We start from the raw sequence: 21,826 nt of genomic DNA, 5'->3' as shown, positions 1-21,826 counted from the left end.
TCGACAGATTCCACCTTGAGATCCCGGCCGAGCCCTCGCCGCACATCCTGCGGCCTACGATCCTGCCGAAGCCTGCACGATCGCGGAGGCGGCGACCTTCCTCGGCATCACGCCGACGCACACGCGCCGCATCGTGGAACGCTACGACCTCGGCCGGCGCATCAACGGCGGGCGCTGGCGGGTGTCCCGCGTCGCCCTGAGGGTCTACGCGGACGCAAACCAATTCGCCATGGACGCTCTGCGGGCGGGCCGGCGAATGGACCCGACGCTGACGCCCTACCTACGATCCGCTCTCGCCGCCTGATTATTTTCGAACATCACGAACATGCCGAACATCCTGGCATCGCTCAGGATCTCAGGTAGTGCCACGGTCGACCTATCGGCGCACCAGCGCCTTGGATCGAAGGTAACCGTTGATGGCCACCCTGCTCAGAGACTTTGCCCCGGGCGGCACCCTTAGCGGGGTCGGCATGTCGCCCTTGTTCACGCCGTGGCAGAACGCGACCTTCACCGTCAATCTCACCTTCCCAAGCTCGGCCACAGGTGTCGTTACCCTCACGCGGTCCACAGAGGGGGGGTTGAGCTTCGCGCCGATCAAAGCCGGAGCACGCGCGATCTCTGCCGCAGCACGACCGGTATCCTGACGGTTTTCGAGGCCACAGGCGGCGCGGTTTACCGCCTCGAGGCGGCACTGACCGCCGGGAGCGTGGGCTATCAAGTCTTGGATGGCGGGCAGATCGGCGTTCTCAGCGATACCTGCATCATCGGCCTTGGTGCCGGGAACCCGACCGGCGGTTTCGTCAGCATGACGGCTGCGCAGATGCAGACCCTCTATCAGACAAAGTCCACGCCGATCGCGGATGCCGACCTCGCGGGCGACCTGACGTTTTACAAGACGTGCGCCGGCAACGTGATCGCCAAGCTGACCGTGCCGGCGGCCGCGCAGCGCCTCAAGGGTTCGCTGTTTCTCTACGGCTCGAACCGGCAGATCCGATCGGAAGATGCCAATGTCGTGTCGCTGGTGGACGGCAACGGCAACGCCGTCACCAGCGCCAAGAGCATATCCGACGCATCGACCACCTACACGCCCGGCAGCCAGGTCACGGCCAAGGACGTGTACGGCAACAGCAGCTCGTATTCCTTCTCGGACAGCCGAAGCCAAGTCGGCATCTACGGCTTCCTGACGTTGCTCGAGGCCGCGACGGGCTACCTTTCGACGGCATCGACCGCGCCGAACCTCACCGCGTTAGGGCTGTGAGGCTGGCCAGGGACGATCAGGCCGCCAACGGCGTCAAAGCTTTCCGCGCGTCTGAGCAGAGCCCTTTAGGTTCGACATCGGCCTGCCGCCGTGCGCTCCTCCGCCCTGTCGCTGGTCGTTCAGCTTGCGCTCCTCAGTGCGCTTCGCCACCGCTTCAGCAAGCGCCGACTTCGCGTGCTCCGCCTTGGTCTCGGCTGTGTCGTTTGCGGCGTTGGAGGCGTGATCCTGCGATTGCTGGTGATCTGTCACGTGCTGTCCTGTTGCTGGCCTTGGTGCCGGCTTGGCCGCCGGTGATGAATCGAACATGGCGACCGGGCTGCCGCTTGCAACCCTGCAACCTGAACGCCGCCTCTGCGCAGATCACCAAACAAAGAGTCCGCCTCACGTTGCCGTGGACGGCCCAAGTCTAGGGAGGAAACGCCCAAGAAGGGCGAGCAACAGCAATGCATCAGGTACGCCAATTGAGGTAGCCGTGCTTGCGCATAGGTGCCGAACGGAGACTTTTCTCAGAGTGTTAACTACGTTTGATGCGGCTGTGCTGCTGCGCCGCACATCATCATCGATCTCCGGCCGCCCTCTCGTGGTAAACGCAAATTGAGATCGCATCCTACAGCGGGAGGTAATGTGGAACCAGGATCATCCAGCCTCGCGCTACCAGTCATGGTCGGGGTGGGATTGCTCGTCTGCCTTGTCTTCGCCGCTGGCTGGGCGGTCGGCTGATAAGAACGACGTTGCTCAGGCGAAAATCACTGCGCCCCAAACCACCACACAAGCTGCGGCCCACCCAGCAATATGGATCGTGGCTTTCAGCGAAGCTCGCCAGGCGAACAAATGAGGGGCGTATAAGGCAGTCGCGTGTTTTGAAACCAACGGCGGATGCAGTGGAATTTTTATGGGTGTTACAGCCGAAGCTACTGCGGCAAGCAGCATCGTGACAATGATCCGTCGCAGCATGACCGGTCCAACGAATGCGAGACAATATGCCACAAGCCTACTTCGAAAAGCATAGCAGCGCCACCAAATGAAAGGTGCGGGTGTCGCGTGAGAAACCACAAGGCTGGACTGTCGGACGCCGACCCTAACGCCATCGCGCTTTGAGAAAAGCGCCGAGCCCCACCCGGGCGAGCAAAGCTCGGCAGATCGTAGATGCCTGTTGAGGCTTGTGCGGGCATGGTGCGGGTGAGCGATCCGCCCTGCCACGTTGCCGAGCATGCCGAAGCCGAACCCCGCCAACGCCTCCGTGGCCCGCCGTCTCGTCCAGGCCCGAGAGGCCGCCGGCCTGAGCTTCGACGCAGCAGTGATCCGGCTGGCCATGCACCCCCAAACCTACGGCTACCATGAGCAGGGCGTGACGAGCGTGAAGCCGGCCGAACTGCGCCGCTACGCCGAGGCCTTCGGCGTTTCCTATGGGTGGCTCACCACCGGGATCGGCATGGGGCCGAAGAAGTCTGACTGTGGGCCGTGATACCGTCCCCGTGGACCTCCGACAGGCGCGGCGTGTGGCTCGTGTTTACGTCGGATGCCACGGCAGAGTTCAAGCAAGGGTGCCATGCGGGACCGAGCGACATACGGCCGAGCTGCTTTCCCACGATCGCCAAACTTCCGGCTATGCTGAAGGAAGGAGGCAGCCACCATGGATGACGAGATCGAGCGAATGGCCGAGGCCATTCACAAGGAGCACCCTGTCACGTTTGAGGGCAAGGCGCTTGATTGGGAGCACGTTTCCCGATCACACCCGGACCGAGCTTTCGAGTATAGGGAAGCGGCGCGAAAGCGGATCAGAGCGGAAGAAGCCATGAACCGGCTTGATGAGCCTAAGCCGGATCTGCCTCGTTAAAGCTGGTGAGCGCAGGCTCGAACAGGTCGGCCTTGAGTGCGTTTTCAGCGGCGACGTAGCCCGTGGACCACGCGGCATGCTTATCGGACCCGGGCGTGTGAGGGTTAATCCCTTCATCATCGCCGACCTTCGCGGCAACAACCCCTTCCTTGAACGCCACTGCAGGCATGCTGGTCCTCCTCTCACGTCGTCTCGGACGTGCGACAAGAATGCGCCTGGCGCTCTCGGACGCGGCTCACATGGGTTAGATTAGACTGGCTTTTCGATGTGGATGCTTGCTGAGATGTGAACCAGTTCGGCTGCGGTCTGTCCAAGGTCGTGGACGTGGCCGAACTGGGGGCATCGATGCCCGACGGCGACATGGCCATGGCGTTCCTGCGCGATCACCTGACGGACGGATGCGTGACGCGCCGGGTGCACAGGCTCACGGACCAATGCCAGGTCGTCTTGCGCGCGCCTTGAAGGCTCGGGCAGCCGACACGGAACACGGCCACGCCCGGCCTCGTTTCCCTATCGACCAGATTGGGAGGATGAGGGAATGAAACGCTTTTTGACGACGATCGTCGCTCTATGCGGCTTGGTTGGAATCGGCGCGACCGAAGTTTCGGCCATGCCGGTGTCGCATCCCACGACGATCGCTGCTGAGGATACGGCGCCGGCTGGCGTGCAGCAGGTTCAATACGGCTACGGCTATGGCGGCGGGTACGGATATCGGCGGCCCTACGGGTTCCGCGGCGGCTATGGGTATCGGCGTCACTACGGCTATCGGCGGCCGTATGGCTATGGCCGGCGATATGGGTTCCGCGGTCCCTACGGCTATGGCCATCGCCGGTTCGGGTATGGCGGCGGCTACGGCTATCGCCATGAGTTTGGTTACTGAGCCCAGAAACGGGACACCGGGCGAGTAGGAAGACAGGCCAAGCGTGCCGTTCTACGCCATCAAGGCAAGTCAACATGACGACGTTGTGACACAATGCAGGAGGCGTGCCGTCAAGCCGGCATGAGCGGCCTCGAGGCGCTGGCCTGGGCCATGCCGATGGCGGCGAAGGCAGCGGCGACGGTGGGGTGATCGCGGTGCCCTTCGTGGTAGGCCCGGAGGCCCGCACCGTCGCTATCGAGGAACAGCCGCCAAGCCACCCGGGAGACCTTCCAGGCCCCGGTCACGATCCGCCGGCCAAGCTCTCACCGCGCGACCAGCCGGCGCGTGTGAGAGGATCACGGCGGCACGGGTCGAGGGCGCAGCGCTGAGGACACTGGCCCGCATCATCGGGTCATCAGCAATGCGATAGCGATCGTGCGCCCAACGACGTCGATCCTGCGCCCGGAAGGCGGCAAACTCGATCTCGCGCGGATCTTGCCGGTTCTGGAGCGCCTCGCGCTCCGCGATGGTCTTCGCGTGCGCCCATGCAACTCAAGCCGCGTAGCGGTCGAAAAGGGCGTCAGCGGCGGCTGAGGTTAGCCGATGAGGGCGGCGCTGACGCCGCTCAGGGCAGGCCGAGAGGCCGCGGCGGGCACCATAGACTGAACAAGGCCACCAAGGCTGATGGCCCGAATATCGGCCCCTCCTAAAGCCCCGCGCCCTTGCGCAGCGCCTCGTTCATGCGGACTTGCCAGCCGGCTCCGCTTGCCCGGTAGGCCTCAATCACCTCGCGATCGACCCGAAGGGTAAGCTGGGCCTTGGTCGGCGCCTTCTGCGGGCCGCGACGCTTGCGCACCGCCTCGACAAGCTCCGGCCACACCTCAACCGCCGGCCGGCCGCCGGCAAGCTGCTCGTCCGTTAGCTCGGGGCTATGAACGTCATCCCAATCCTCCTGGGTGTAATTCGGGTTCGGCACGTATCCGGGGGCGTGAGTCTCAGAAGCCATAGGCTGCCCTTTCCTTCTTCGATGCGGGGCGGAAGCTCACTAGGGACAGGGCTTCGACGCCAAGCGGCGACACGATGCCGACCGTGACCAGCTTCCCACGATACCAGCCAATGAGGGCATAGCGGGCGCGGCCGGTCGGGCTTGCATAGGCTTCGAAGCGGATAGCCGTCTCAAGATCGAAGCCGGCCTCAAAATCGGAGAAGTCGAGCCCGTGAGCTTTGATGTTCAGGCGCCGCTTCGGCTCGTCCCAAATGATCCGCATGGGCTATACGTAGTTTCGATCTGATCTAGGGTCAAATCGCAACTACAAACTTGGTGCTGGCATAGGCCTTGATGTGGTTCACTATGGGTGTGCCTTAAGGAGACCAGTCCGCTTTGGGCCGGTGTCGATCGATGCGATTGTTCCGCAGCATTCCAGCGCATCCCAAACGGGTCATTTGGGCCTGTCGAGGCTTCCCGTTATCCCGTGAGCATCGGAAAATTTCGGGAAAGGCCAATCGGGAACAGATTTCGAGAAAACAAAGGTCGCCTTGCTTGTGCAATCACCGACCGGTTCCGGCTTTCCCGCCACACGTTCCCAACCGGGAAAGTCCTCCGCGAGGCGCCGCTACATGCCGAGCTTGTGACGGATGCGAGAGGCCGCCTTGGAGGTGAGCGCACCACCATGGCCGAAGGCGGCTGCATCAAACTGTAGCGCAGCCAGCTTGCGTTGGCTGCGCCGCCCTTCCGCTTCGTCCTCGAAACCGACCGGATCGGCGAGGCCGAAGACGTTCATGAATGCGTCGCCCCCGATCAGCAGTCGCTCGCCTCGCCAGAGGAACGCCACCTGCCCAGCACAGTGACCGGGTGTTCCGATCACCCGGAGGCCGCCGGCAAGAGGCAGCACATCGCCATCCGCCATGTGCCTGTCGATCCCGAACGGCTGCATCCGCTCCTCCGGGTTCCACACCATGCGAAAGACGAGGGCGTGCATCAGGCCCGGCGCGCGCGTCATCGAGCGAAACGGGCCGCCCGTCTCGGCGAGCGGCGCATCGGCCGCGTGCATCCACGTCGTCGCGCCCGTCTCGCGCACGATCGCGGCCGCGCTGCCGATATGGTCCGGATGGCCATGCGTGAAGATCAGGTGCTTGAGGTCCGAGCGGCGCTTGCCGAGCTGGTCGATGGCATCGAACACCACCTGCTCCTTGTCCGGGAAGCCGGCGTCGAACAGCACCAAGTCGTCGCCGTCGCGCAGCAGCACCGCATTGGCGTTGCCGAGCCCCAGCAGCCAGGCGTCGTCGATGATCTTCTTCATGGTCGTTCTCGCCTTCTACCAGCGCGGGGCAGCCACCCGACCGAATGTTGCTAGCGCCAACATAGACCGAGTGTTGGCACTGTCAACAAGCTGGACTAAAGAACGTTCATGGCAAAGCTGAAACAACTCGAACCACCGGCATCCCCCTATCATCACGGCGATCTCCGTCGCGCGCTGCTGGAAAGCGCACAGGCGATCCTTGCGGAGACGAGCCGCTGGGACTTCTCGTTGAGGGAGGTCGCCCGCCGGGCCGAAGTCAGCCACAACGCGCCCTATCGTCACTTTGCCGACAAGGAAGCACTGCTCGCCGCCATCGGGGTCGCCGGCTACGAGGCGATGGGCGAGCGTGGCGCCGGCGCCGTTGCCGGCCTCACCGCGCCGGCTGACCTGCTCGCGGCCCTCGGTAAAGCCTATGTTGCGTTCGGCGTCTCCAATCCCGCCTTGTACCGGCTCATGTTCGGGCAAGCGTTACCGAGTGTCGAAGGGCTGCCCCCTGCGCTGCTGGACGCCATCGGCGTCGCCAGAAACCAATTGCACGGCGTCATTCTTGCCGGCGCCCAGAACGGCTCGTTCGACATCGACCCGAACGATACCGCTAGGGTCGGCGCGGCCTCGATCGCGGCGTGGTCGCTCGTCCACGGGCTGACACTCCTGACGATTGATCGCCTCGTCGAAAGAGACACCGGCGCAGAGGCGATCGACGACCTTTCGGGGCAGGTAGTCGAGCTGTTCGTCGCTGGGTTACGGCCCAAGGGGTAGCAGGCCGGTCGCCCTCACGAAGGCGGCGAAGCGGCCTGCATCTGCGCCATCATCAGCGAGGTGTCGCTGTTGACCCAATATTCGACGATCCGCTCGCCCGCGACGCGCAGCATGTCAGTGCCGGTGAAGCTCACCCGTGCCGCCCCGTGCTCGCCCTGCACGCGCCAGCGCAGCGCGATCAGGTCGCCGTCGATCAGCGGCCCGACCTCGACCGAGAAGCGCAACGCCGGCATCGCCGCCTGCATCTGCGCGATCCAGGAACCAAGCGCATCGCGCCCAATCATCGGCTCCTCCGTCACCTGTCCGATCAGCACGGCATGGGTGATGACGCTTTCGGCGACGATCGCGTCCAGCGCCGTCGTATCCCCGTTCCACAGATCGAGCCAGCGCGTGGCGATGTCGTGAAAGCTGGCCATGTCAGAGCTCCTTCACGACAAAGGAGCGCGCGCTGGCGGGCATGCCGACCGCGAAGGGCGTGGGGACGAAGCCGAAGCGGCAGGTGAACGCGCTCGCATCGACAACATAGGGCCGGTCCCAGGTGAAGCCGACATCGACCACCTCCTTCGCCATCCGGTAGACGAGGCCGAGCGGCCGCATCAGCCACAGCGGCACCGCCCAGATCCGGTTGCGCTGGTCCAGCGTCGCCGCGCCGATCGCGAGCAGCTCGCGCGGGGAACGGGTCGGCGCACACGGCACGTTCCAGGCACGCCCGAAGGCGTCGTCAGGCGCGTCGAGCAGCGTCACCGCCGCGCGCGCGATGTCGGGTACATAGGCGAAGTCGTGGGGCGTGTCGGGCGGCACCAGCAGCTGCGCGGGCTTGCCCTTGGCCAGCTCGCCGAGCGCGAAGGCGCCGAGGTGCGAGTGGCCGACACCCGGCCCGTAGAAGTCCGGGCAGCGCAGCGCCGCCACCCGCACCCGGTCGCGCGACGCCATCCACATGCGCGTGACGGTCGCCAGGATCGCGGGCTTTTCGCCCGTGTCGCTCAGCGCCATGTCCTCGCGGCGAGGCTCGTGCTGCGGGCCGAGTTGGTAAAGGTTGTCGATGAATACTAGCCGCGCACCCGACGTGGCGCAGGCGGCGAGCACGTTCGCCATCGCCTGTGGCCATGCGGTGCGCCACACCCGCGCATCATAGGGAAAGGCGACCGCCAAAACGATCTGCGCCGCGCCCTCGACCGCACGAGTAACCGCGTCCCTGTCGAGCACGTCGCAAGCAACATGCTCGACGCCGACCGGCAGGCTCTCGGGCGTGCCGCGCTGCGCCACCCGCACCCGGTCGCCCCTGGCAGCGAGCGTTTCGATGATCGGGCGGCCCACTGCGCCACTGCCGAACACCACAGTCAGTCCGTTCATTGCCTGTCTCCTTGTCGATGGGGAGAATGGCGTGTTCGGGCCGACACGCGAATTGCAGTAATACGTTGCTCTGCTATACGAGAATGTATGAACGCCGATCCCGACTGGGCGCTGTACCGCACGTTGCTGGCGGTAATCGAAGATGGTTCACTGTCGGGCGCGGCGCGGCGGCTCGGGATGACCCAGCCAACGGTCGCCCGCCATATCGATGCGTTGGAGGCCGCTTTGGGCGGCGACCTGTTCGTGCGCTCCCAGCGCGGGCTTGCACCCACCGATCTTGCGCTCGCGCTGCGACCCCATGCCGAGACGATGGCATCGACCGCCGCGGCGCTGCTGCGCACCGCCAGCGGCACGGCGGGCGATGTGGCGGGTACGGTGCGGATCAGCGCCAGCGACGTCGTTGGCGTCGAGCATCTGCCGCCCATTCTCGCCCGGTTGCGGGCCGATCATCCCCGTCTCGCGATCGAGCTGGCGCTCACCGACCGCGTCGACGACCTGCTGCGGCGCGAGGCCGACATTGCCGTGAGGAACATCGAGCCGACGCAGGGCGCGCTGATCGCCCGCCGGCTGCCGGCCGCCGATCTCGGCTTTCACGCGCGCCGGGACTATCTGAAACGCCGCGGCACGCCGGCCACGCTCGCGGACCTTGCCGGGCAAGACCTGATCGGCTTCGACACGGAGACGCCCGCGTTGCGCGCGATGGTAGCCCACCTGCCCGGTATGGGTCGGAGCAGCTTCGCGCTGCGCACGGACAGTAACCTGGCCCAGCTAGCTGCCATTCGCGCCGGGTTCGGCATCGGCCTCTGCCAAGTGGCTATCGCACGACGCGACTCATCACTGGTGCGCGTGCTGGAGGAAATAACCTTCCCCCTCCCGCTGTGGGTCGCGATGCACGAGGACCTGAAGACCAGCGCCCGCTACCGGGTGGTGTTCGATACATTAATCGAAGCGTTGCGCAGTGCGGCCTGAACGGGCGACTACCCGTTGCGGCGTGTTCCCGAAAGACCATCCTTTCTGAGAAAAGCAGTTAATCCAGAGAGTGCTTTTTAGGTAGACCCCATGCGCACCGGCAGCTCCGGTCTCTATTGGTCCTAGCCGGACCACCCAAAAGAGACCTATCCCAAATAGACGACGCAAAAGAGACCGCCGCACGCGGTCGACTGAGCGTCAGTGGCGAAACGGGTAGGGACCAAGGAACAGGTCACCCATGGCTTTCCTAAGCCGGTAGGTGAACCACCGCTGCCGCAGGTGCTCGGCTCGATCGTGGATGATGTGACAGCGTTGGCAAAGCGCCCGCAGGTTGGTCGGTTCGTTGTTGCCCACGTCATGGTCCAGGTGCGCGCAGGCCAGGAACACGCGCGTGGTCTGCACCGCCATGTCAGGCGGCAGGCTCTCGAGAGGGGCCAGCTTAAGACGCCGACCGCGGCCGTTGCGCCAGACCCGGGCCTGCGCGTCCCACCAGCGGCCATCGCCCAGGTGGGTCACCAGCTTGCCATGCGGCCGGCCGCACCCCTCACAGCAGCCCTTCGCCCGTCCGAACCGGATCACGGCCGACAGTTGCACCCAGTCGATCGGGTAGAAGAAGCGGTTCTCCGGTCGGATCGGCATCAGGCCTGCTCCCTGACCTGGCTGCGGGCTCGCGCCTGCGGGAAGTAGCGGTAGAGCGTCTGCCGGCTCACGCCGAGGCGCTTGGCCACCTCGGCCACCGGAATGGTACCGGCGGCGAGCAAGGCGCGCCCAATCTCAAGATCCTTCTCGGCCAACAGCCGGCGCCGGCCGCCCTTGCGACCTCGTGCCAGGGCGGCCTTGAGGCCTTCCATCGTGCGCTCGCGGTTGAGGTCGAGAAAATACTCTGCGATCGTGCCGAGAAAGTTGAACATCAGCCGGCCGGTGGCGGTCTCGGTGTCCACGTTCTCGGTCAGCGAGCGCAGCCTGACGTTCCGCTCCTGCAGCAGGTGGGCGGTTTCGATCATCTCGCGCAGGGAGCGGCCGAGGCGGTCGATCTTCCAAACCACCAGCTGGTCCTCGGGCCGCAAGAAGGCGAGAGCGGCATCCAGTTCGGGCCGCTTAGTGCCCACCCGGCCGGACATCTTTTCCTCGAAAATCCGATTGCAGCCGACCCGGTGGAGGGCATCGCGCTGCATGTCGAGGTTCTGGTCTTCGGTTGAGACGCGTGCGTAGCCGATCAGCATGTCTCATTTATAGCGAAATACCGTATCTTTGGCAATAGATTTAGTTACATACAAAAGATACATTCAGGATGTCGATAAAGCGGGTTCCCAGATGCGCTCCGGTCTATGTCTCATAAACGGTCGTTTGAGAGTGTGACGGCATCCACTATGTGAGGCCTAGGCCTGCCCAAAGAGCTTACGTTCTAGGCTCATAATCGGATATGTTGCGGTACATATGGCACCGATGAACGCGAAAATAACGTCCCTCCCCACCCGATATGAACCCCTTGTCGGGGCTTTCGGCGATCGGGCAAAGGCTACTTTCATATCACCAGATGAAGACTTGGCTGCAATGAAACGCTTTATTGCAGCTGCGCAGAGTTCTTCACAAGGAAAGGTTTTATTTCTTAGCGCTTCAAGCGGTACCGGAAAGAGCACATTCATACATAGTCTAGAAGTATTTTTACCTGACACAATATCTACTGTTATCCGGTTGCCTCCTCCTCATGAGTTGGAAGTTGGTCAAATTCCGGCTTTCCTCGCAAGTGTTGCGCGCTCAAAAAAGTTTACGGTCGTCAACTTTGATGGCCGGGAGGCCCCTTATTTTGATGAGCCTGAATACCAGACCTTTTTAGGCGCTCTAAATGGCATACTCAGGTCCCGAAGTGACTTGCTGGTCGTATGGCCTGTAACTGACAAGTCTTTCTCCGGAAAACTTATAGCGCTGCTCGAGCGGGTTGGTGGTAAAAGCGCTTTCGGTCCTCAAGCTGAGCTATCGCTCGCTGGAATTGCTCCAAGCCGTTTTCGGTCGGTCCTAGAAAAAATACTTCAAGTGGCCAACTGGCGATTAGAAGACGCTGCCATATCGGAAACAGAAATCGATGTCCTGACAGGGTCTAATGAGCGTGTAGGAGCCTTTCTGGACGCGCTACAAAACCTCATAGCTGAGCGGTTCGATATTGGTGACATGGGCGTGAGCTTCCCGACGCTAGTAGTGTCGATAAGCTCCGGTGACCCAAAGATCCGTGAAATAGCTCGATCACTGAGGCGGGCAGATAGCTACTACATCGAAGCCTCTCGCCTGTTGATGTATACAAAAAAGTCAAACGTTGCCGAGTGGTGGAGCAACCGAGCGACCGATTTAAAATCGGCGTTACCTCACGTGATTGCTTTATTCAACGCGCAGCTTGTGACTGTTTCAGCAAGTGCTGTTGTCCATTCTGCCTTGCAAAGCGCAGATCAGACTTTGAACAGTCTAGTAAATGGCGTAAGGGCAGATAAGGGCAATGCCACACGAGTGATAAAGTCATGCGAGCTGTTCAGGTTTTTAATGGGGGAGGCCACGGATAATAGGGAGTATGGTAGCAACGTAAGTGAAAAAACCTTCAGCTCTTACGATGCAATCCAAGCGGCTTCTGAAACTCACCATCGATCGATAAACAAATCTCTCCTTGATTTATCTGAAACGGCTGGTGCTCATATTCCAGGCCTAGTTTATGAAAATTCACTGACACCTGGACTACAGACAGATGCAGTATTTGATCAGGGTATAGCAGACAAAGTAGCCCTTGAGTTTCACCATAAGGCATCATCCGAGTCTACTCAGAACAAGCTTGCTATTTACATTCTCGAAAAGCTCAAAGAATACTCGATAAATTTTGGTTTAGCAGACCGTTAAACGATTATCACTCATGCGCCACTTGGCAGGCGGGAAATCGTCTGGCGGCTGACGTTGAAGCTCCGGCCAATGCCGGCCGGCGACTCGCCGGCATCGCGCCGCCGGACTGCCTCACGCTGCTGGTGCGCCGTGAGCTTGTGCTTCGGCCCGAACTTCACCCCGTCCGCCTTCGCCCGGCCGGCCGGCCGGCGCTCCCCAACCGCTTATGCTCAAGCTTTGCGGCGAGGCCGAGGACGGCAAGCACAACGTCCGCCAGCTCGCTTGACGTGTCGATGATCAGCTCGGCGAGGTAGCGGAGCGCGACGCCGGCCGCCTTCAAGTCGCGGGCGAACGTCAGAAGGTCGGCCGTGTCTCGAGACAGGCGGTCGATCGCTGGGGTAATAACGATATCGCCTCGGGCGGCCTCCTCGAGGAGCTTGCGCAGACGGGGGCGGTCGGTGTTCAGCCCGGACAGCTTGTCGTGGAAGATGCGCTCGTAGCCGGCGGCCTCGAGCTGGCCGATCTGGGCGGCGAGGTCCTGGGCGTTCGTGCTGACGCGCGCATAGCCGTAAATCATGGCTCACAATGTGGCTGGGATTTACGGACCGGAAAAGCCTGTTCGGTTCAACGCGGCGACGTCGGACCATAACTTAAGAAGTGCGAAACTTAGATCAGAATGCGCTCGACCTCGTCGAGACTCATCTCGTCGCGGCGACGATCGTAGAGCTGGGTGGTCTTGGTGCTGGCGTGGTTTGCCATGGCAGCCGCCTTCTCCAGGGTACCGCCGTTCTTCAGGTAGGCCGTGATGCCGGTGGCCCTGAAGGTGTGATTTCCCACCTTGGTCTCGATGTCGGCCGCCCGGGCCCGCTTGCGGATCATCGTGTAGGCGTCGGGCTGGGCCATGACGGCCGCGCTGAGCTGGCGCGTGCCGCGGCCGATCGTGCGGAACAGCGGCCCCTTCGGATCGTCGCCCAGGCCGCAACCATCGATGTAGGCGTGAAGATAGGCTTCGAGATTGTGATGGCAGGGCATCTCGTGCCGCTTGCCGCCCTTCTCGTTCAGCCGTACCCAAAGACGTCGGTTCTGAACGAACACGTCCTCGACCTTCATGCCGAGGGCAGCGTTCACACGGGCGAAGCTGTAGACCATGAGGCCGATCAGGGCGCGGTCACGCAAGCCGGCCGGCGTGCCGGTGTCAATCGTGTCGAGCAGCGTCCTGGCCTCCTCGGGATCGAGCACGGGCGTCTTGCCGACCTTGGCCGAGTGGCGGGGGCCTCGGACGGCCGAGGCTGGGTTGAACGGCAGCACGCCGCCCGAGGCGAGCCAATCAAACAGCCGCCGGATCGCTGCCAAGCGCTGCTTCACGGTCGGAGCCGACTGCTCCCGCCCTAGCTCCTCGATGTAGGCCGCGACGTGCAGGGAAGCGGCGTCGGCGATCGACGTGACGCCATGTGCCTCCAGCCAGGTCAGGAAGTCGCCGACGCCGCGCAAATAGGAGCGCCGCGTGTGCGGGTTCCTGATCTGGGCCGTGAAGAATTCCAGGAAGCGATAGGAGGCACGGTCGCCGGCAGCCGCTACCAAAGCAGGAGCAGGCAAAGCGTTATGGACAAGCAGGGTCATGGCTTTGCCATGCCCTTCGAGGCCTCTGGCCGGAACCGCTTTTCGACCTCTGAAATGGTGTCCGAGATGATGTTCTTGATTTCGTCGGGATCGCCGTAGCCCTCCCATACGTCTCGTTCCAGTTTCTCCTCACGCATGACCTGGCGCTCGCTGGAAGAACCCGGTCGCAGCCTCATAAGCGCTTGCGCAGCCACAGCAATCCTCACCTGCACCTTGTGAAGATCCTCATAGGCACTCGCTGCGTCTGGTCCGAAGGTGGCAATCACCCGATATCGGCGGGCTCTTAGCCTTGCGAAAAACTCTGCACTGTCGCTTAGCCTCTTGAAAGGCACATAGAAGGTATCGCGGTGCTGGCGGAGGTCATCAGGATCTTGATCCCTACCAGGACGCCCTTCGCTTTCGTGACTATGCGCCGTCGGGGATCTGATCCACCGGAACAGGTCTTGTGCTTCATAGAAGTCAGCCAGAACATCCTCGGCCAGCTCGATCCTGCGGCGGCCAACGGTTTCAACCCTCCATTTTTCCAAGCCTTTGTAGGCGATGAACGCCCCAAAGCAGGCTGCGCCCGCCGTGAAGACCGGGGCGACAGCCTTGATGACCTCTCCGATTTCGCTCCACATCAGCTGACTTCCCTTTGTGGGCTGAACAGCTCGTCGAGCACCGCATCCATTGTGGGAAGAAGACTGAAGGCTTTCCCAGGGATAAGCCTATGGTTCTTGCGCAATGGCCGCTCGCCGGCCTTGTTATGGGTTGGCCGCCTGGGAGAGGGATACTCCGCGAGCGAGGGGAGTGGTTGGCCGGGCGCGCCGCCGAACCAGAAATATGGCCCCATGTCGAGCTGCGGCGTCACCCTGATCCATAGGACGCAACCGCTCGGCTTGGCCGCCAGGGTGGTCGATACAGAGACCTCGCCTGGCTTTACGGTCGATCCGGTCTTGAACTGGATGTGGCGCACCGTCTCCGCCCGGGCCATCACCAGATCATACCCATGAGCATCGAATTCGGAGCGCAGCACCTCCACGTCGACCACGCCCCGACACCAAAGCGCCTTCAGCGCCTGGCCGACAAACACATGCTCGACGATGCGCTCCCGGAGCGTTGAATTCTGGAAGTGAGCGGCGGCGTCCATGACGACGGGATCGAGCTGGGTCATGCGACCTCGCGCAAGGGCAGGGCGCGATGCTGGCGCTGCTCCCATGTTTCTATCAGGAACAAGGCGATCGAACCGGCCGCGTTGACCGCCAGCCGTGCTATCCGAGGGTCGACACGCCGGAAGCCCTTCTCACGGCCATGGGCGGTGCCGGCATGGGTGCGCAGCGCCCCAATTCCTTTGGCGACACTGGTCAAGCCGCCGAGAACCTGACGAACGTCGCCCTCGATCTCCGGTGGCAAGTCGGTCCTGCCGGGTGAAAGGCCTAAAGGCTCCTGCACGGCACGGATCAGGCCGTCGATGTCCTTCTTGAGCGGCAGTGGAAGGTCCAGCTCGATCAGGATTGAGCGGCAGACGGACTCGATCAAGGAGCAAGCCGCCGTGACCGTCACCTCCGGATCATCGGACAGGCCTTTCTGCGCCCGCTCGATGTCCCGCTGCACGGTGTCGAAATCGAGCAAGGCCGTCTTTTCGGCCATGGCGTTGACGATCGCGCCTGTCGCGGTGCGCTTCGCGACTCTGGGCTTCCCGTTGATGACCATGATTTCATAGCCATCCGGCTCAAGCGCCGCGTTGAGCCGGGCGACCACGGCCGGTCCCTTCTCTCGCTCCTTGAGGTAGCCCCTGGGATCGCAGACAGCGACAATGATCCGCATCAGTGTCGCTTCGTCCTCTTGGGAGAAGATACCCCGCAGCGCCTCGGTCGCGGCGGGAACGCGCGAGCTGCCACCGATGCTCATCATGACCCCGCAATTTAGGAAGAACTGCTCGATCCGGGAGGCGGATCGATAAACGCCTATGGGCGGTGTGGGATCGTTGCCGCTGCCGCCAGTGATGACCTCGGCCAGGGCGCCCATCAGGAAGGGGGAAAAGAGCAGTGGCATGGTATTCTGCATAAATTGATAAAGGACATTATCATCGATTTGATTAAGTTGCATAGGTCCAGCGGTGCATTGGTCCGAACGGATCACGAACAAGGCCTTGAACGGCACAGCTAGCTAACTAAATTTATTGGGTAAAAAGGGGCGACCGTTGCTCGATAAGATCGTTACTCACGCCGACATTGCCTCATTTGCCGCCGATCGGGTGAACCTGAAGACGGCCGATGTTGCGGAGTACCGGCAACAGGTTGCGCGGCTGCGGGATCGGCTCACCGGCTACATCTCGGACCATCCGGGGTTCGATCTGGTCAAAATGCTGCACTCGGGCAGCGTGAAGAAGGGAACCGCTCTTAAAACCCTCAACGACATGGATGTTGCGGTCTACGTGAAAGCGGGAAAAGCGCCCCAAGAAGAAAGTAAGTTGCTTGATTGGACCGCCGAGCGGCTACGAGAAGCCTACAAGGGTATTTTGAACGACGATCAAATTCATCCTGAGCATCATTGCGTTGCGGTTGAATTTCGCGGCTCAGGCCTAAACGTCGATGTCGTCCCGGTATTGTACGAAGACGATCCGGACGACCGGGGCTATCTGATCCCGCCAAGCACGGGAATCCGGGTCCTGACCAGCATCCCGCTGCACCTGAAGTTCATCCGCACGCGAAAAGACAACCATCCGACCCATTTCCGCCAGATGGTGCGCCTCGTCAAGTGGTGGGCGCGCATCCAGAAGAGCAGCCGGGACGGCTTCCGATTCAAGAGCTTCATGACCGAGCTCCTGCTAGCGAAACTGATGGACGACGGTTTCAAAGCCGATGATTACGCTCAGGCGTTGTTTGATTTCTTCTCCTACATCGTGCGGACTCGTCTATCGGAACGCATTGTATTCTCCGACTATTACGCTTCATCTGAAGCGAAGGACGACGGCAACCCGATCCAGATCTTCGATCCGGTAAATCCGGAGAACAACGTCGCCAGCCGGTACCGGGACTCCGATCGCGACATCATCCTCGAGGCGGCAGAGGACGCACTCGACGCCATCGCGTTCGCACGGCGCGCGACGACCAAGGGCGAAGCCGTCGAAGCATGGCAGGAAATTTTTGGCTTGAGCTTCAAGGGGTCGTGATGTCGGGTACACAAACACAATCCTGGACCATCACCCACGCGCGCTACGTGACGTCGAAGATCGCGGCCGATCTCGACTTGATGCGGTCCCACTACGGTCGCCCGTCCGAAATCAATGTGACTGCGTACGCCGAGGAGGCAGCGATGCTACTGGCCAAGCGTTACCTGGGGACGGTCGAATACGGCTTCAAACGTGACGGCAGAGTCATCTTCTCTTTGAAATTCGAGGCGCGTTCGGACGGAACGCTGAGCGGCGACGATCGTCCGGGTCGTGTGCCAGCAACGATCGACGTGTCAGGGGCCAGCTTCTATTCCTGGCTGACCTACAGCGCGACGTGGGATCAACTCGAGGCTTCCGAGCGCGCCGCCTTCAAGGCGACCCTGCCGGTGGATCGAGTGAATGGCGATACGCCTGTTACAGCCTTTGGAAGCTGGAGCAGCGACCGGAGCTATTCCTCGAACGGCGAAGGCGTCTCGCGCCAGACCTTTCGCGCGGCATGAGTATGACCGACGTCTTCGAAGCCAGCATCGAGTATCCCGATCCGGACGCCCGGAAGCGCCTAGCGCAGCTCACCGGGATCGACGACCAGCGTACCCGGCTGGAGAAAGGGCTCATGCTCACGCTCGATCGGGCAGCGATCGAGCGGTGGTCGACGCAACACCACAAGCAGGTGCTGCCACTGATCGCGCATTTTCAGGCGCGTCCTCCCCTGTTTCTCCTCGCTGGCGATGTCGGGACCGGCAAGACGGCGTTGGCGGAGAGCATCGGCGACGCCGTTGCGCGAAGCGCGAATATCCCAGTGACCCTTCACCGCCTGAGCCTTGGATCGCGCGGCAGCGGCCTGGTTGGTGAAATGACCCAGCTTGTCACGACGGCATTCGATCAGTTTGTCGAGGCTGCCCGGAAATCAAGCGGGAAGACAGGGCAAGCGAAGGCAGGACACATCCTACTAATCGATGAGGCCGACGCGCTGGCCCAGTCGCGTGAGACACAGCAGATGCATCACGAGGACCGGGCGGGAGTGAATGCGTTGATCCGCGGCATCAACGAGCTGGCGGAAGCGCGATTGCCGGTTGCCGTGATCATGTGCACCAATCGGGTGGGAGCGATCGACCCGGCCGTGAGGAGACGTGCCGCCGAGATCCTACGTTTCGGCCGGCCGACGACTGAGCAGCGGCTTGCCGTCTTGAGGAAGGGCCTTGAGGGCGTGGGGTTCGACGAGAAGCAGCTCGCTGCCCTGGTTGACGCGACCGGCGCGCGCAAGAGTGAGCCGGGCTTTACCTATTCGGATCTGACGCAGCGGCTTCTGCCGAGCATCGCGCTGGACGCCTTTCCCAACACCCCGATCCGTTTTGACCGGGCACTGGCGATCGCGAAGGCGACGAACGCCTCGCCGCAATTCAACGAGGGAACCGGTGACTAATCCTACGGGTGTCTGCTTTCTGAGCTACAAGCGCGAACGCGCCAGCGAAGCCGGATTGTTGGTCGAGGCGTTCTACGATCACGGTATTCAGACTTGGCAGGACATCTCGGACCTTCCAATCGCCGTTACCGAGGCGGAACTCGAACGGGTGATCGCTGAGGACACCACCTCTTCGGCGGTGATGCTGGTCACCCCCGAGGTCGCGAAGTCGGACGTCATCCGCAAGGTCGAGGCACCCGGCATCATGACGCGCGTGCGTGCTGGTGATGGGTTCTTTGCCGTTCCGGTCGCGGCGGGTGGCCTCGGATACGCCGATGTGGGTTCGACGCTCGGCCCCATGATCGGTTTGACTGAGATGAGCGGCTTCAACATCCTCAAGGCAGCGACCGATCCTTTGGATACGACCTTTGCGGCTTTGGTGGCCCAAAGAGCGCTTCGTGAACGCCTCGCCGCGGTAGAAAAGACGCTGGCGCCGGGTGAACCCATTACGATGCGGGTCAGCACTCGGGTCGATTTTCCGAAAGGCCCGGGCTTCGCCCTCTCTGCGGATTTGCGCCATCGGTTCGATGGAAGGCACGCGAAGGCAGGAGCCTGGAACAATCATCTGTTGCCTGCAATTGCAACGATCGCGAAGACGCTCCGGCAATGTGGTGGGGGGCATCCGCTCGAGCTGAGTGGATTTCCATCGCTGCCGACCGCTGTCGCACTGGGCTCGGCATTGCCGTCGATTGGTCCGATCGAAGTCCGCTGGCTTCAAGAGCAGACGAAATTCGGATCCCCAGCGGAAACTTGGAGCTTGAAGTCGGCCGATGCTCCTTGCGGCTTCAAAGCGGACACGCACCCATATACACCTTCCGCGTCCGATCTGGCGCTACTGGTCTCCGTCACGAACGACGTAACGCACGATTTCCGACTTTCCTCGAGCGGGCTACCTCTTCGAGCGGTGGTCCATGTTGCGCCCCCCGATCCGAGGCCGGCACGCATCCAGTTAAACGGCGGCGAAGCGAAAAACTTGGCCTGCTTCGCGATCGACTCCCTCCGGTCGGCGGCCGCGAAGTTCGGAGCGCGGGGGACTATTCACTTGTTCCTCGCCGTGCCTGCCGGCCTCGCCGTTATGATCGGACAGCAGCTGAACACGTTCGGCCGGGTGCAAACCTATGAGCATGACCCTGCAGCGAGCGTTCCCTACACACCCGCAGCCCTGCTCAGTCCGTCTTCGTGAACCGGCCTCTGGTAGTAATCGGTTATAATGTACGGACAAGAAAGCCCATTTCGGATCAACGCGGCGACGTTGGGCCATAAATCAATAGGTTTTGGACGGGTAGTCGCCTCGGGCAAAAGGTAGGCCTTTTGCCCCATCGGCGTTGCCAGTGAGGAGCCGTTCCCTTCTAAACCACCAACCCTGAAACCAGGGCACCATGCGGTCTCTCCGGCTCATCATCCTCGAAGGCCAGTGACTCTGACGCCATTATATGTCAGTTTGATTGTACAGGTTGGGGAGTGTCGTATGAGCCTTGCACAATATGCCCATGACGGCTTCTTCGCCCCGCGCAAGATCGCAAATACATTTCTGACCAGCAGCGAGGATGTTGCTCGCTCTGCAGGTCTCGGAAAGGATGCTGTGCAACGTAAGGAGCGGGTCCGCTCCGACCGTACGCAGCGACGCTTGCGTGAAATGGTCGAGATTATCAACAAGGCAGAGCCGCGGTTCGGCTCGGCGCTTGTTGCCTATGCCTGGTATCGATCGCAGCCGTTATCGGGCTTCTCCGGACAGACCGCTATGCAGCTTGTCCAAGACGGTCGTGCCGACGAGGTGCTCGAATTCATCGATGCAGTTGATGCTGGCATCCACGCCTAAGCATTGCAGTTGCGCTACAACGGCCTGCTTTACCGTGCCCTGAACCCTGTGTTCGCATGCTCGCCCTTATCAGGCCTTGGGGCGCAACTTTACGGCGGCCGTTTCAACGCGAAGGGCACGCCGGCACTCTATGCCTCACTATCCATCATGACAGCGATACGGGAGGCCAATCAAGTCGGCAGCCTACAGCCGACGACGCTCGTCTCTTATGAAGCCGAGATCGACCCTGTGTTCGACGGCAGAAACGAAGCAGCGCTTCATGCAGAGGGTATGGATACTAGCGCGTTGGCGGATCCGACTTGGCGCGATACCATGAAGGTGCATGGTGTGGCACCAACGCAGGCTTTTGCGGCACGGCTCGGAACCCGTGGATTTCACGGCCTTCTCGTCCGCAGCTTTGCGCTCGGCGCCAATGGCGCGGATCTCAATCTCGTTCTTTGGCGCTGGGGCGGTGCCGCTCCAGCGCGCCTCGTCCTGATCGACGACGAAAAGCGGCTGTCGGGCACGATCACGTAGGTCATGGCTCAGCGCCACCATTGAGATCACAACGCCTTGTACCGTTCACAAGCTGTGATCCGCTGCGCCCGCGGCCGCACCCGTCGCATGTAGATCTCTCCCTCGAGATACGCAATCTCGGCCTCGGCCAGAGCCTCATCGACCTCGACCCACCACGCCCGTGGCCGGCCATCGCCGCCACCGTCCCAGCGATAGCCACGCCTCTTCAGCTGATCCTTGAGATCATAGGGCGCCCCCTCGGCCCAGATCCGCACTCGGGTCGCCTCGGAGCGGACGAGCAGGTGGCCAAGCATCGTCAGCTCCTGCTCAGGCCGGGTCTGGGCCAGAACCTCCAGCAGGGCATGGCAATCATCCACCGCACGATGGCCTTGGTGGAATAGGCCCGACTGGCCCACCAGGTAGCCCAACTTGCTGCCCTCGAAACCGTGGGTCGCCCAATCGACCTCCTTGACCGAGCAACCCCAAGGCTTGGGGTCGAAACCGCGCGTAAGCCGCTCACAGAACGGCCGGTCGAAGGCCGCATTGTGCGCGATAACGAGATCAGCCACTTCGATGAAAGTCTCGACCGCATCGATGTCGATGCACTGGCCTTCCACCATGGCATCGGTGATGCCGGTCAGGCGCGTGATCTCCGGACCGATGGCCCGGGAGGGTTCCTGCAAGGCGCTGAAGGTGTCGATGACGTCGAGCACCGTGCCGGTTGCATCATGGATGAAGGCCACCATCCCAAGCTCGATCACCTCGTCATGTTTATGGTCGAGCCCGGTCGTTTCCGTGTCGACGATGACGGCCACCCGTTCGCCAAGCATGAGCGGGCGCGAGGGTGCGGTGACACGCGGCACAAGGCGGCGTAGGACCTGGTAGTCCCCATGTGCCTCAAGCAGACGGGCCGCGGCTTCCGGTTCGAAGGCTGACGGCGCGCCACGTCGACGTCCGGTCACACCGGCCCGTCGTTTGGACGTCACGGCTTCCTGAACTCCCGACGGCGGCTCTGGCGCAAGGAGATCTGTAAAATCGCTCGCAATAGTGACCCCCTGAGGGGGTAATTTCGCGGCCAATGC

General features: G+C 62.1%; 32 protein-coding genes. 15 read left to right on the top strand and 17 right to left on the bottom strand.

From position 1 onward, the window contains the following. The first annotated feature begins 79 nt into the window (after positions 1-79). Positions 80-304: a helix-turn-helix domain-containing protein gene (locus P7D22_RS13350; RefSeq protein WP_319934759.1), complete on the top strand. Its 225-nt coding sequence runs from the start codon at positions 80-82 to the stop codon at positions 302-304. Between the two features lie 186 nt (positions 305-490). After that, positions 491-1,258, top strand: a complete 768-nt coding sequence (locus P7D22_RS13345) for a DUF5758 domain-containing protein (protein WP_319934739.1) — start codon at positions 491-493, stop codon at positions 1,256-1,258. Positions 1,259-1,291: 33 nt separating this feature from the next. On the opposite strand, the gene P7D22_RS13340 is transcribed toward P7D22_RS13345, so the two are convergent. Then, positions 1,292-1,507, bottom strand: a complete 216-nt coding sequence (locus P7D22_RS13340) for a hypothetical protein (RefSeq protein ID WP_319934738.1) — start codon at positions 1,505-1,507, stop codon at positions 1,292-1,294. A 486-nt stretch (positions 1,508-1,993) separates the two neighbouring features. Further along, positions 1,994-2,212 carry a hypothetical protein gene (locus tag P7D22_RS13335; protein WP_319934737.1) on the bottom strand — a complete coding sequence of 73 codons (219 nt, stop codon included), beginning with the start codon at positions 2,210-2,212 and terminating at the stop codon, positions 1,994-1,996. Positions 2,213-2,468: 256 nt separating this feature from the next. Here P7D22_RS13335 and P7D22_RS13330 point away from each other — a divergent pair, with 256 nt between their 5' ends. Continuing rightward, on the top strand, positions 2,469-2,723 hold the full coding sequence (locus P7D22_RS13330; protein ID WP_319934736.1) for a helix-turn-helix domain-containing protein: 255 nt from the start codon (positions 2,469-2,471) through the stop codon (positions 2,721-2,723). Positions 2,724-2,891: 168 nt separating this feature from the next. After that, complete coding sequence (locus tag P7D22_RS13325) at positions 2,892-3,095, top strand: hypothetical protein (protein WP_319934735.1); 204 nt, start codon at positions 2,892-2,894, stop codon at positions 3,093-3,095. Here the strand turns inward: P7D22_RS13325 and P7D22_RS13320 are convergent. Next, entirely contained in the window at positions 3,073-3,264 is a 192-nt protein-coding gene (locus P7D22_RS13320; RefSeq protein WP_319934734.1) for a hypothetical protein, read from the bottom strand. The genes P7D22_RS13325 and P7D22_RS13320 overlap by 23 nt on opposite strands. A gap of 116 nt (positions 3,265-3,380) precedes the next feature. Here P7D22_RS13320 and P7D22_RS13315 point away from each other — a divergent pair, with 116 nt between their 5' ends. Both P7D22_RS13315 and P7D22_RS13310 read left to right on the top strand, forming a co-directional pair. Continuing rightward, positions 3,381-3,557 carry a hypothetical protein gene (locus tag P7D22_RS13315; protein ID WP_319934733.1) on the top strand — a complete coding sequence of 59 codons (177 nt, stop codon included), beginning with the start codon at positions 3,381-3,383 and terminating at the stop codon, positions 3,555-3,557. A gap of 76 nt (positions 3,558-3,633) precedes the next feature. Further along, on the top strand, positions 3,634-3,975 hold the full coding sequence (locus P7D22_RS13310) for a hypothetical protein (protein ID WP_319934732.1): 342 nt from the start codon (positions 3,634-3,636) through the stop codon (positions 3,973-3,975). A gap of 685 nt (positions 3,976-4,660) precedes the next feature. Here the strand turns inward: P7D22_RS13310 and P7D22_RS13305 are convergent. From P7D22_RS13305 to P7D22_RS13295, 3 genes are all read right to left on the bottom strand, one after another. Then, complete coding sequence (locus tag P7D22_RS13305; RefSeq protein ID WP_319934731.1) at positions 4,661-4,960, bottom strand: BrnA antitoxin family protein; 300 nt, start codon at positions 4,958-4,960, stop codon at positions 4,661-4,663. After that, positions 4,950-5,222 carry a BrnT family toxin gene (locus P7D22_RS13300; RefSeq protein WP_319934730.1) on the bottom strand — a complete coding sequence of 91 codons (273 nt, stop codon included), beginning with the start codon at positions 5,220-5,222 and terminating at the stop codon, positions 4,950-4,952. The genes P7D22_RS13305 and P7D22_RS13300 overlap by 11 nt, the downstream gene beginning before the upstream one ends. Before the next feature lie 345 nt (positions 5,223-5,567). After that, the gene (locus P7D22_RS13295; RefSeq protein WP_319934729.1) at positions 5,568-6,254 is read right to left on the bottom strand and encodes an MBL fold metallo-hydrolase; all 687 of its coding nucleotides are present in this window, start codon (positions 6,252-6,254) and stop codon (positions 5,568-5,570) included. A 108-nt stretch (positions 6,255-6,362) separates the two neighbouring features. Between P7D22_RS13295 and P7D22_RS13290 the strand changes: the two genes are divergently transcribed. Then, complete coding sequence (locus P7D22_RS13290) at positions 6,363-7,013, top strand: TetR/AcrR family transcriptional regulator (protein ID WP_319934728.1); 651 nt, start codon at positions 6,363-6,365, stop codon at positions 7,011-7,013. A gap of 14 nt (positions 7,014-7,027) precedes the next feature. Here P7D22_RS13290 and P7D22_RS13285 read toward each other — a convergent pair whose 3' ends face one another. Both P7D22_RS13285 and P7D22_RS13280 read right to left on the bottom strand, forming a co-directional pair. After that, positions 7,028-7,429 (bottom strand): ester cyclase, encoded by a 402-nt coding sequence (locus P7D22_RS13285; RefSeq protein WP_319934727.1) that lies wholly within the window; start codon positions 7,427-7,429, stop codon positions 7,028-7,030. A gap of 1 nt (position 7,430) precedes the next feature. Next, the gene (locus P7D22_RS13280) at positions 7,431-8,366 is read right to left on the bottom strand and encodes an NAD-dependent epimerase/dehydratase family protein (protein WP_319934726.1); all 936 of its coding nucleotides are present in this window, start codon (positions 8,364-8,366) and stop codon (positions 7,431-7,433) included. An 87-nt stretch (positions 8,367-8,453) separates the two neighbouring features. Between P7D22_RS13280 and P7D22_RS13275 the strand changes: the two genes are divergently transcribed. Beyond that, complete coding sequence (locus P7D22_RS13275; RefSeq protein WP_319934725.1) at positions 8,454-9,335, top strand: LysR family transcriptional regulator; 882 nt, start codon at positions 8,454-8,456, stop codon at positions 9,333-9,335. Positions 9,336-9,533: 198 nt separating this feature from the next. Here the strand turns inward: P7D22_RS13275 and P7D22_RS13270 are convergent, their stop codons facing one another. Beyond that, the gene (locus P7D22_RS13270) at positions 9,534-9,974 is read right to left on the bottom strand and encodes a hypothetical protein (protein ID WP_319934724.1); all 441 of its coding nucleotides are present in this window, start codon (positions 9,972-9,974) and stop codon (positions 9,534-9,536) included. Next, positions 9,974-10,558 carry a recombinase family protein gene (locus P7D22_RS13265; protein WP_319934723.1) on the bottom strand — a complete coding sequence of 195 codons (585 nt, stop codon included), beginning with the start codon at positions 10,556-10,558 and terminating at the stop codon, positions 9,974-9,976. Before P7D22_RS13265 ends, P7D22_RS13270 begins: the two co-directional genes overlap by 1 nt. Positions 10,559-10,772: 214 nt before the next feature. Between P7D22_RS13265 and P7D22_RS13260 the strand changes: the two genes are divergently transcribed. After that, positions 10,773-12,215, top strand: a complete 1,443-nt coding sequence (locus tag P7D22_RS13260; RefSeq protein ID WP_319934722.1) for a hypothetical protein — start codon at positions 10,773-10,775, stop codon at positions 12,213-12,215. Positions 12,216-12,226: 11 nt separating this feature from the next. On the opposite strand, the gene P7D22_RS13255 is transcribed toward P7D22_RS13260, so the two are convergent. The 6 genes from P7D22_RS13255 to P7D22_RS13230 all read right to left on the bottom strand — a co-directional run bounded on the left by P7D22_RS13255 (position 12,227) and on the right by P7D22_RS13230 (position 15,848). Beyond that, entirely contained in the window at positions 12,227-12,373 is a 147-nt protein-coding gene (locus P7D22_RS13255; protein ID WP_319934721.1) for a helix-turn-helix domain-containing protein, read from the bottom strand. Next, complete coding sequence (locus P7D22_RS13250) at positions 12,370-12,771, bottom strand: recombinase family protein (RefSeq protein ID WP_319934720.1); 402 nt, start codon at positions 12,769-12,771, stop codon at positions 12,370-12,372. The genes P7D22_RS13255 and P7D22_RS13250 overlap by 4 nt, the downstream gene beginning before the upstream one ends. Before the next feature lie 89 nt (positions 12,772-12,860). Next, positions 12,861-13,814, bottom strand: coding sequence for a tyrosine-type recombinase/integrase (locus P7D22_RS13245; protein WP_319934719.1), 954 nt, complete (start codon positions 13,812-13,814; stop codon positions 12,861-12,863). Beyond that, positions 13,811-14,434 carry a hypothetical protein gene (locus P7D22_RS13240; protein ID WP_319934718.1) on the bottom strand — a complete coding sequence of 208 codons (624 nt, stop codon included), beginning with the start codon at positions 14,432-14,434 and terminating at the stop codon, positions 13,811-13,813. Before P7D22_RS13240 ends, P7D22_RS13245 begins: the two co-directional genes overlap by 4 nt. Then, positions 14,434-14,967: a hypothetical protein gene (locus P7D22_RS13235; RefSeq protein WP_319934717.1), complete on the bottom strand. Its 534-nt coding sequence runs from the start codon at positions 14,965-14,967 to the stop codon at positions 14,434-14,436. Before P7D22_RS13235 ends, P7D22_RS13240 begins: the two co-directional genes overlap by 1 nt. Beyond that, positions 14,964-15,848 (bottom strand): abortive infection family protein, encoded by an 885-nt coding sequence (locus P7D22_RS13230; protein ID WP_319934716.1) that lies wholly within the window; start codon positions 15,846-15,848, stop codon positions 14,964-14,966. The genes P7D22_RS13235 and P7D22_RS13230 overlap by 4 nt, the downstream gene beginning before the upstream one ends. A gap of 148 nt (positions 15,849-15,996) precedes the next feature. Between P7D22_RS13230 and P7D22_RS13225 the strand changes: the two genes are divergently transcribed. From P7D22_RS13225 to P7D22_RS13200, 6 genes are all read left to right on the top strand, one after another. Then, on the top strand, positions 15,997-16,968 hold the full coding sequence (locus P7D22_RS13225; RefSeq protein ID WP_319934715.1) for a CBASS oligonucleotide cyclase: 972 nt from the start codon (positions 15,997-15,999) through the stop codon (positions 16,966-16,968). Then, complete coding sequence (locus P7D22_RS13220) at positions 16,968-17,468, top strand: HORMA-1 domain-containing protein (protein ID WP_319934714.1); 501 nt, start codon at positions 16,968-16,970, stop codon at positions 17,466-17,468. Before P7D22_RS13225 ends, P7D22_RS13220 begins: the two co-directional genes overlap by 1 nt. A 2-nt stretch (positions 17,469-17,470) precedes the next feature. Beyond that, positions 17,471-18,391, top strand: a complete 921-nt coding sequence (locus P7D22_RS13215; RefSeq protein ID WP_319934713.1) for an ATP-binding protein — start codon at positions 17,471-17,473, stop codon at positions 18,389-18,391. Beyond that, positions 18,384-19,613 (top strand): SAVED domain-containing protein, encoded by a 1,230-nt coding sequence (locus P7D22_RS13210; protein ID WP_319934712.1) that lies wholly within the window; start codon positions 18,384-18,386, stop codon positions 19,611-19,613. The genes P7D22_RS13215 and P7D22_RS13210 overlap by 8 nt, the downstream gene beginning before the upstream one ends. Positions 19,614-19,898: 285 nt before the next feature. Beyond that, positions 19,899-20,249, top strand: coding sequence for an antitoxin Xre/MbcA/ParS toxin-binding domain-containing protein (locus P7D22_RS13205; RefSeq protein WP_319934711.1), 351 nt, complete (start codon positions 19,899-19,901; stop codon positions 20,247-20,249). Positions 20,250-20,258: 9 nt separating this feature from the next. Further along, a complete protein-coding gene (locus tag P7D22_RS13200) occupies positions 20,259-20,765 on the top strand; it encodes an RES family NAD+ phosphorylase (RefSeq protein ID WP_319934710.1) in 507 nt (168 codons plus the stop codon). Between the two features lie 26 nt (positions 20,766-20,791). Here P7D22_RS13200 and P7D22_RS13195 read toward each other — a convergent pair whose 3' ends face one another. Further along, positions 20,792-21,706, bottom strand: a complete 915-nt coding sequence (locus tag P7D22_RS13195; RefSeq protein ID WP_319934758.1) for a 3'-5' exonuclease — start codon at positions 21,704-21,706, stop codon at positions 20,792-20,794. Between the last annotated feature and the right edge of the window lie 120 nt (positions 21,707-21,826).

The sequence above is a fragment of the Lichenihabitans sp. Uapishka_5 genome, from assembly GCF_033947565.1.
Taxonomy (GTDB): Bacteria; Pseudomonadota; Alphaproteobacteria; order Rhizobiales; family Beijerinckiaceae; genus Lichenihabitans.
This window is presented reverse-complemented; position numbering and strand designations above follow the sequence as displayed.

Excerpts from the sequence above, each read along its gene's own strand:
- P7D22_RS13335 (WP_319934737.1), bottom strand. The coding sequence starts at position 2,212 with ATGCTGCGACGGATCATTGTCACGATGCTGCTTGCCGCAGTAGCTTCG.
- P7D22_RS13330 (WP_319934736.1), top strand. The coding sequence starts at position 2,469 with ATGCCGAAGCCGAACCCCGCCAACGCCTCCGTGGCCCGCCGTCTCGTC.
- P7D22_RS13325 (WP_319934735.1), top strand. The coding sequence starts at position 2,892 with ATGGATGACGAGATCGAGCGAATGGCCGAGGCCATTCACAAGGAGCAC.
- P7D22_RS13320 (WP_319934734.1), bottom strand. The coding sequence starts at position 3,264 with ATGCCTGCAGTGGCGTTCAAGGAAGGGGTTGTTGCCGCGAAGGTCGGC.
- P7D22_RS13310 (WP_319934732.1), top strand. The coding sequence starts at position 3,634 with ATGAAACGCTTTTTGACGACGATCGTCGCTCTATGCGGCTTGGTTGGA.
- P7D22_RS13305 (WP_319934731.1), bottom strand. The coding sequence starts at position 4,960 with ATGGCTTCTGAGACTCACGCCCCCGGATACGTGCCGAACCCGAATTAC.
- P7D22_RS13300 (WP_319934730.1), bottom strand. The coding sequence starts at position 5,222 with ATGCGGATCATTTGGGACGAGCCGAAGCGGCGCCTGAACATCAAAGCT.
- P7D22_RS13295 (WP_319934729.1), bottom strand. The coding sequence starts at position 6,254 with ATGAAGAAGATCATCGACGACGCCTGGCTGCTGGGGCTCGGCAACGCC.
- P7D22_RS13290 (WP_319934728.1), top strand. The coding sequence starts at position 6,363 with ATGGCAAAGCTGAAACAACTCGAACCACCGGCATCCCCCTATCATCAC.
- P7D22_RS13285 (WP_319934727.1), bottom strand. The coding sequence starts at position 7,429 with ATGGCCAGCTTTCACGACATCGCCACGCGCTGGCTCGATCTGTGGAAC.
- P7D22_RS13280 (WP_319934726.1), bottom strand. The coding sequence starts at position 8,366 with ATGAACGGACTGACTGTGGTGTTCGGCAGTGGCGCAGTGGGCCGCCCG.
- P7D22_RS13275 (WP_319934725.1), top strand. The coding sequence starts at position 8,454 with ATGAACGCCGATCCCGACTGGGCGCTGTACCGCACGTTGCTGGCGGTA.
- P7D22_RS13270 (WP_319934724.1), bottom strand. The coding sequence starts at position 9,974 with ATGCCGATCCGACCGGAGAACCGCTTCTTCTACCCGATCGACTGGGTG.
- P7D22_RS13265 (WP_319934723.1), bottom strand. The coding sequence starts at position 10,558 with ATGCTGATCGGCTACGCACGCGTCTCAACCGAAGACCAGAACCTCGAC.
- P7D22_RS13260 (WP_319934722.1), top strand. The coding sequence starts at position 10,773 with ATGGCACCGATGAACGCGAAAATAACGTCCCTCCCCACCCGATATGAA.
- P7D22_RS13250 (WP_319934720.1), bottom strand. The coding sequence starts at position 12,771 with ATGATTTACGGCTATGCGCGCGTCAGCACGAACGCCCAGGACCTCGCC.
- P7D22_RS13245 (WP_319934719.1), bottom strand. The coding sequence starts at position 13,814 with ATGACCCTGCTTGTCCATAACGCTTTGCCTGCTCCTGCTTTGGTAGCG.
- P7D22_RS13240 (WP_319934718.1), bottom strand. The coding sequence starts at position 14,434 with ATGTGGAGCGAAATCGGAGAGGTCATCAAGGCTGTCGCCCCGGTCTTC.
- P7D22_RS13235 (WP_319934717.1), bottom strand. The coding sequence starts at position 14,967 with ATGACCCAGCTCGATCCCGTCGTCATGGACGCCGCCGCTCACTTCCAG.
- P7D22_RS13230 (WP_319934716.1), bottom strand. The coding sequence starts at position 15,848 with ATGCCACTGCTCTTTTCCCCCTTCCTGATGGGCGCCCTGGCCGAGGTC.
- P7D22_RS13220 (WP_319934714.1), top strand. The coding sequence starts at position 16,968 with ATGTCGGGTACACAAACACAATCCTGGACCATCACCCACGCGCGCTAC.
- P7D22_RS13215 (WP_319934713.1), top strand. The coding sequence starts at position 17,471 with ATGACCGACGTCTTCGAAGCCAGCATCGAGTATCCCGATCCGGACGCC.
- P7D22_RS13205 (WP_319934711.1), top strand. The coding sequence starts at position 19,899 with ATGAGCCTTGCACAATATGCCCATGACGGCTTCTTCGCCCCGCGCAAG.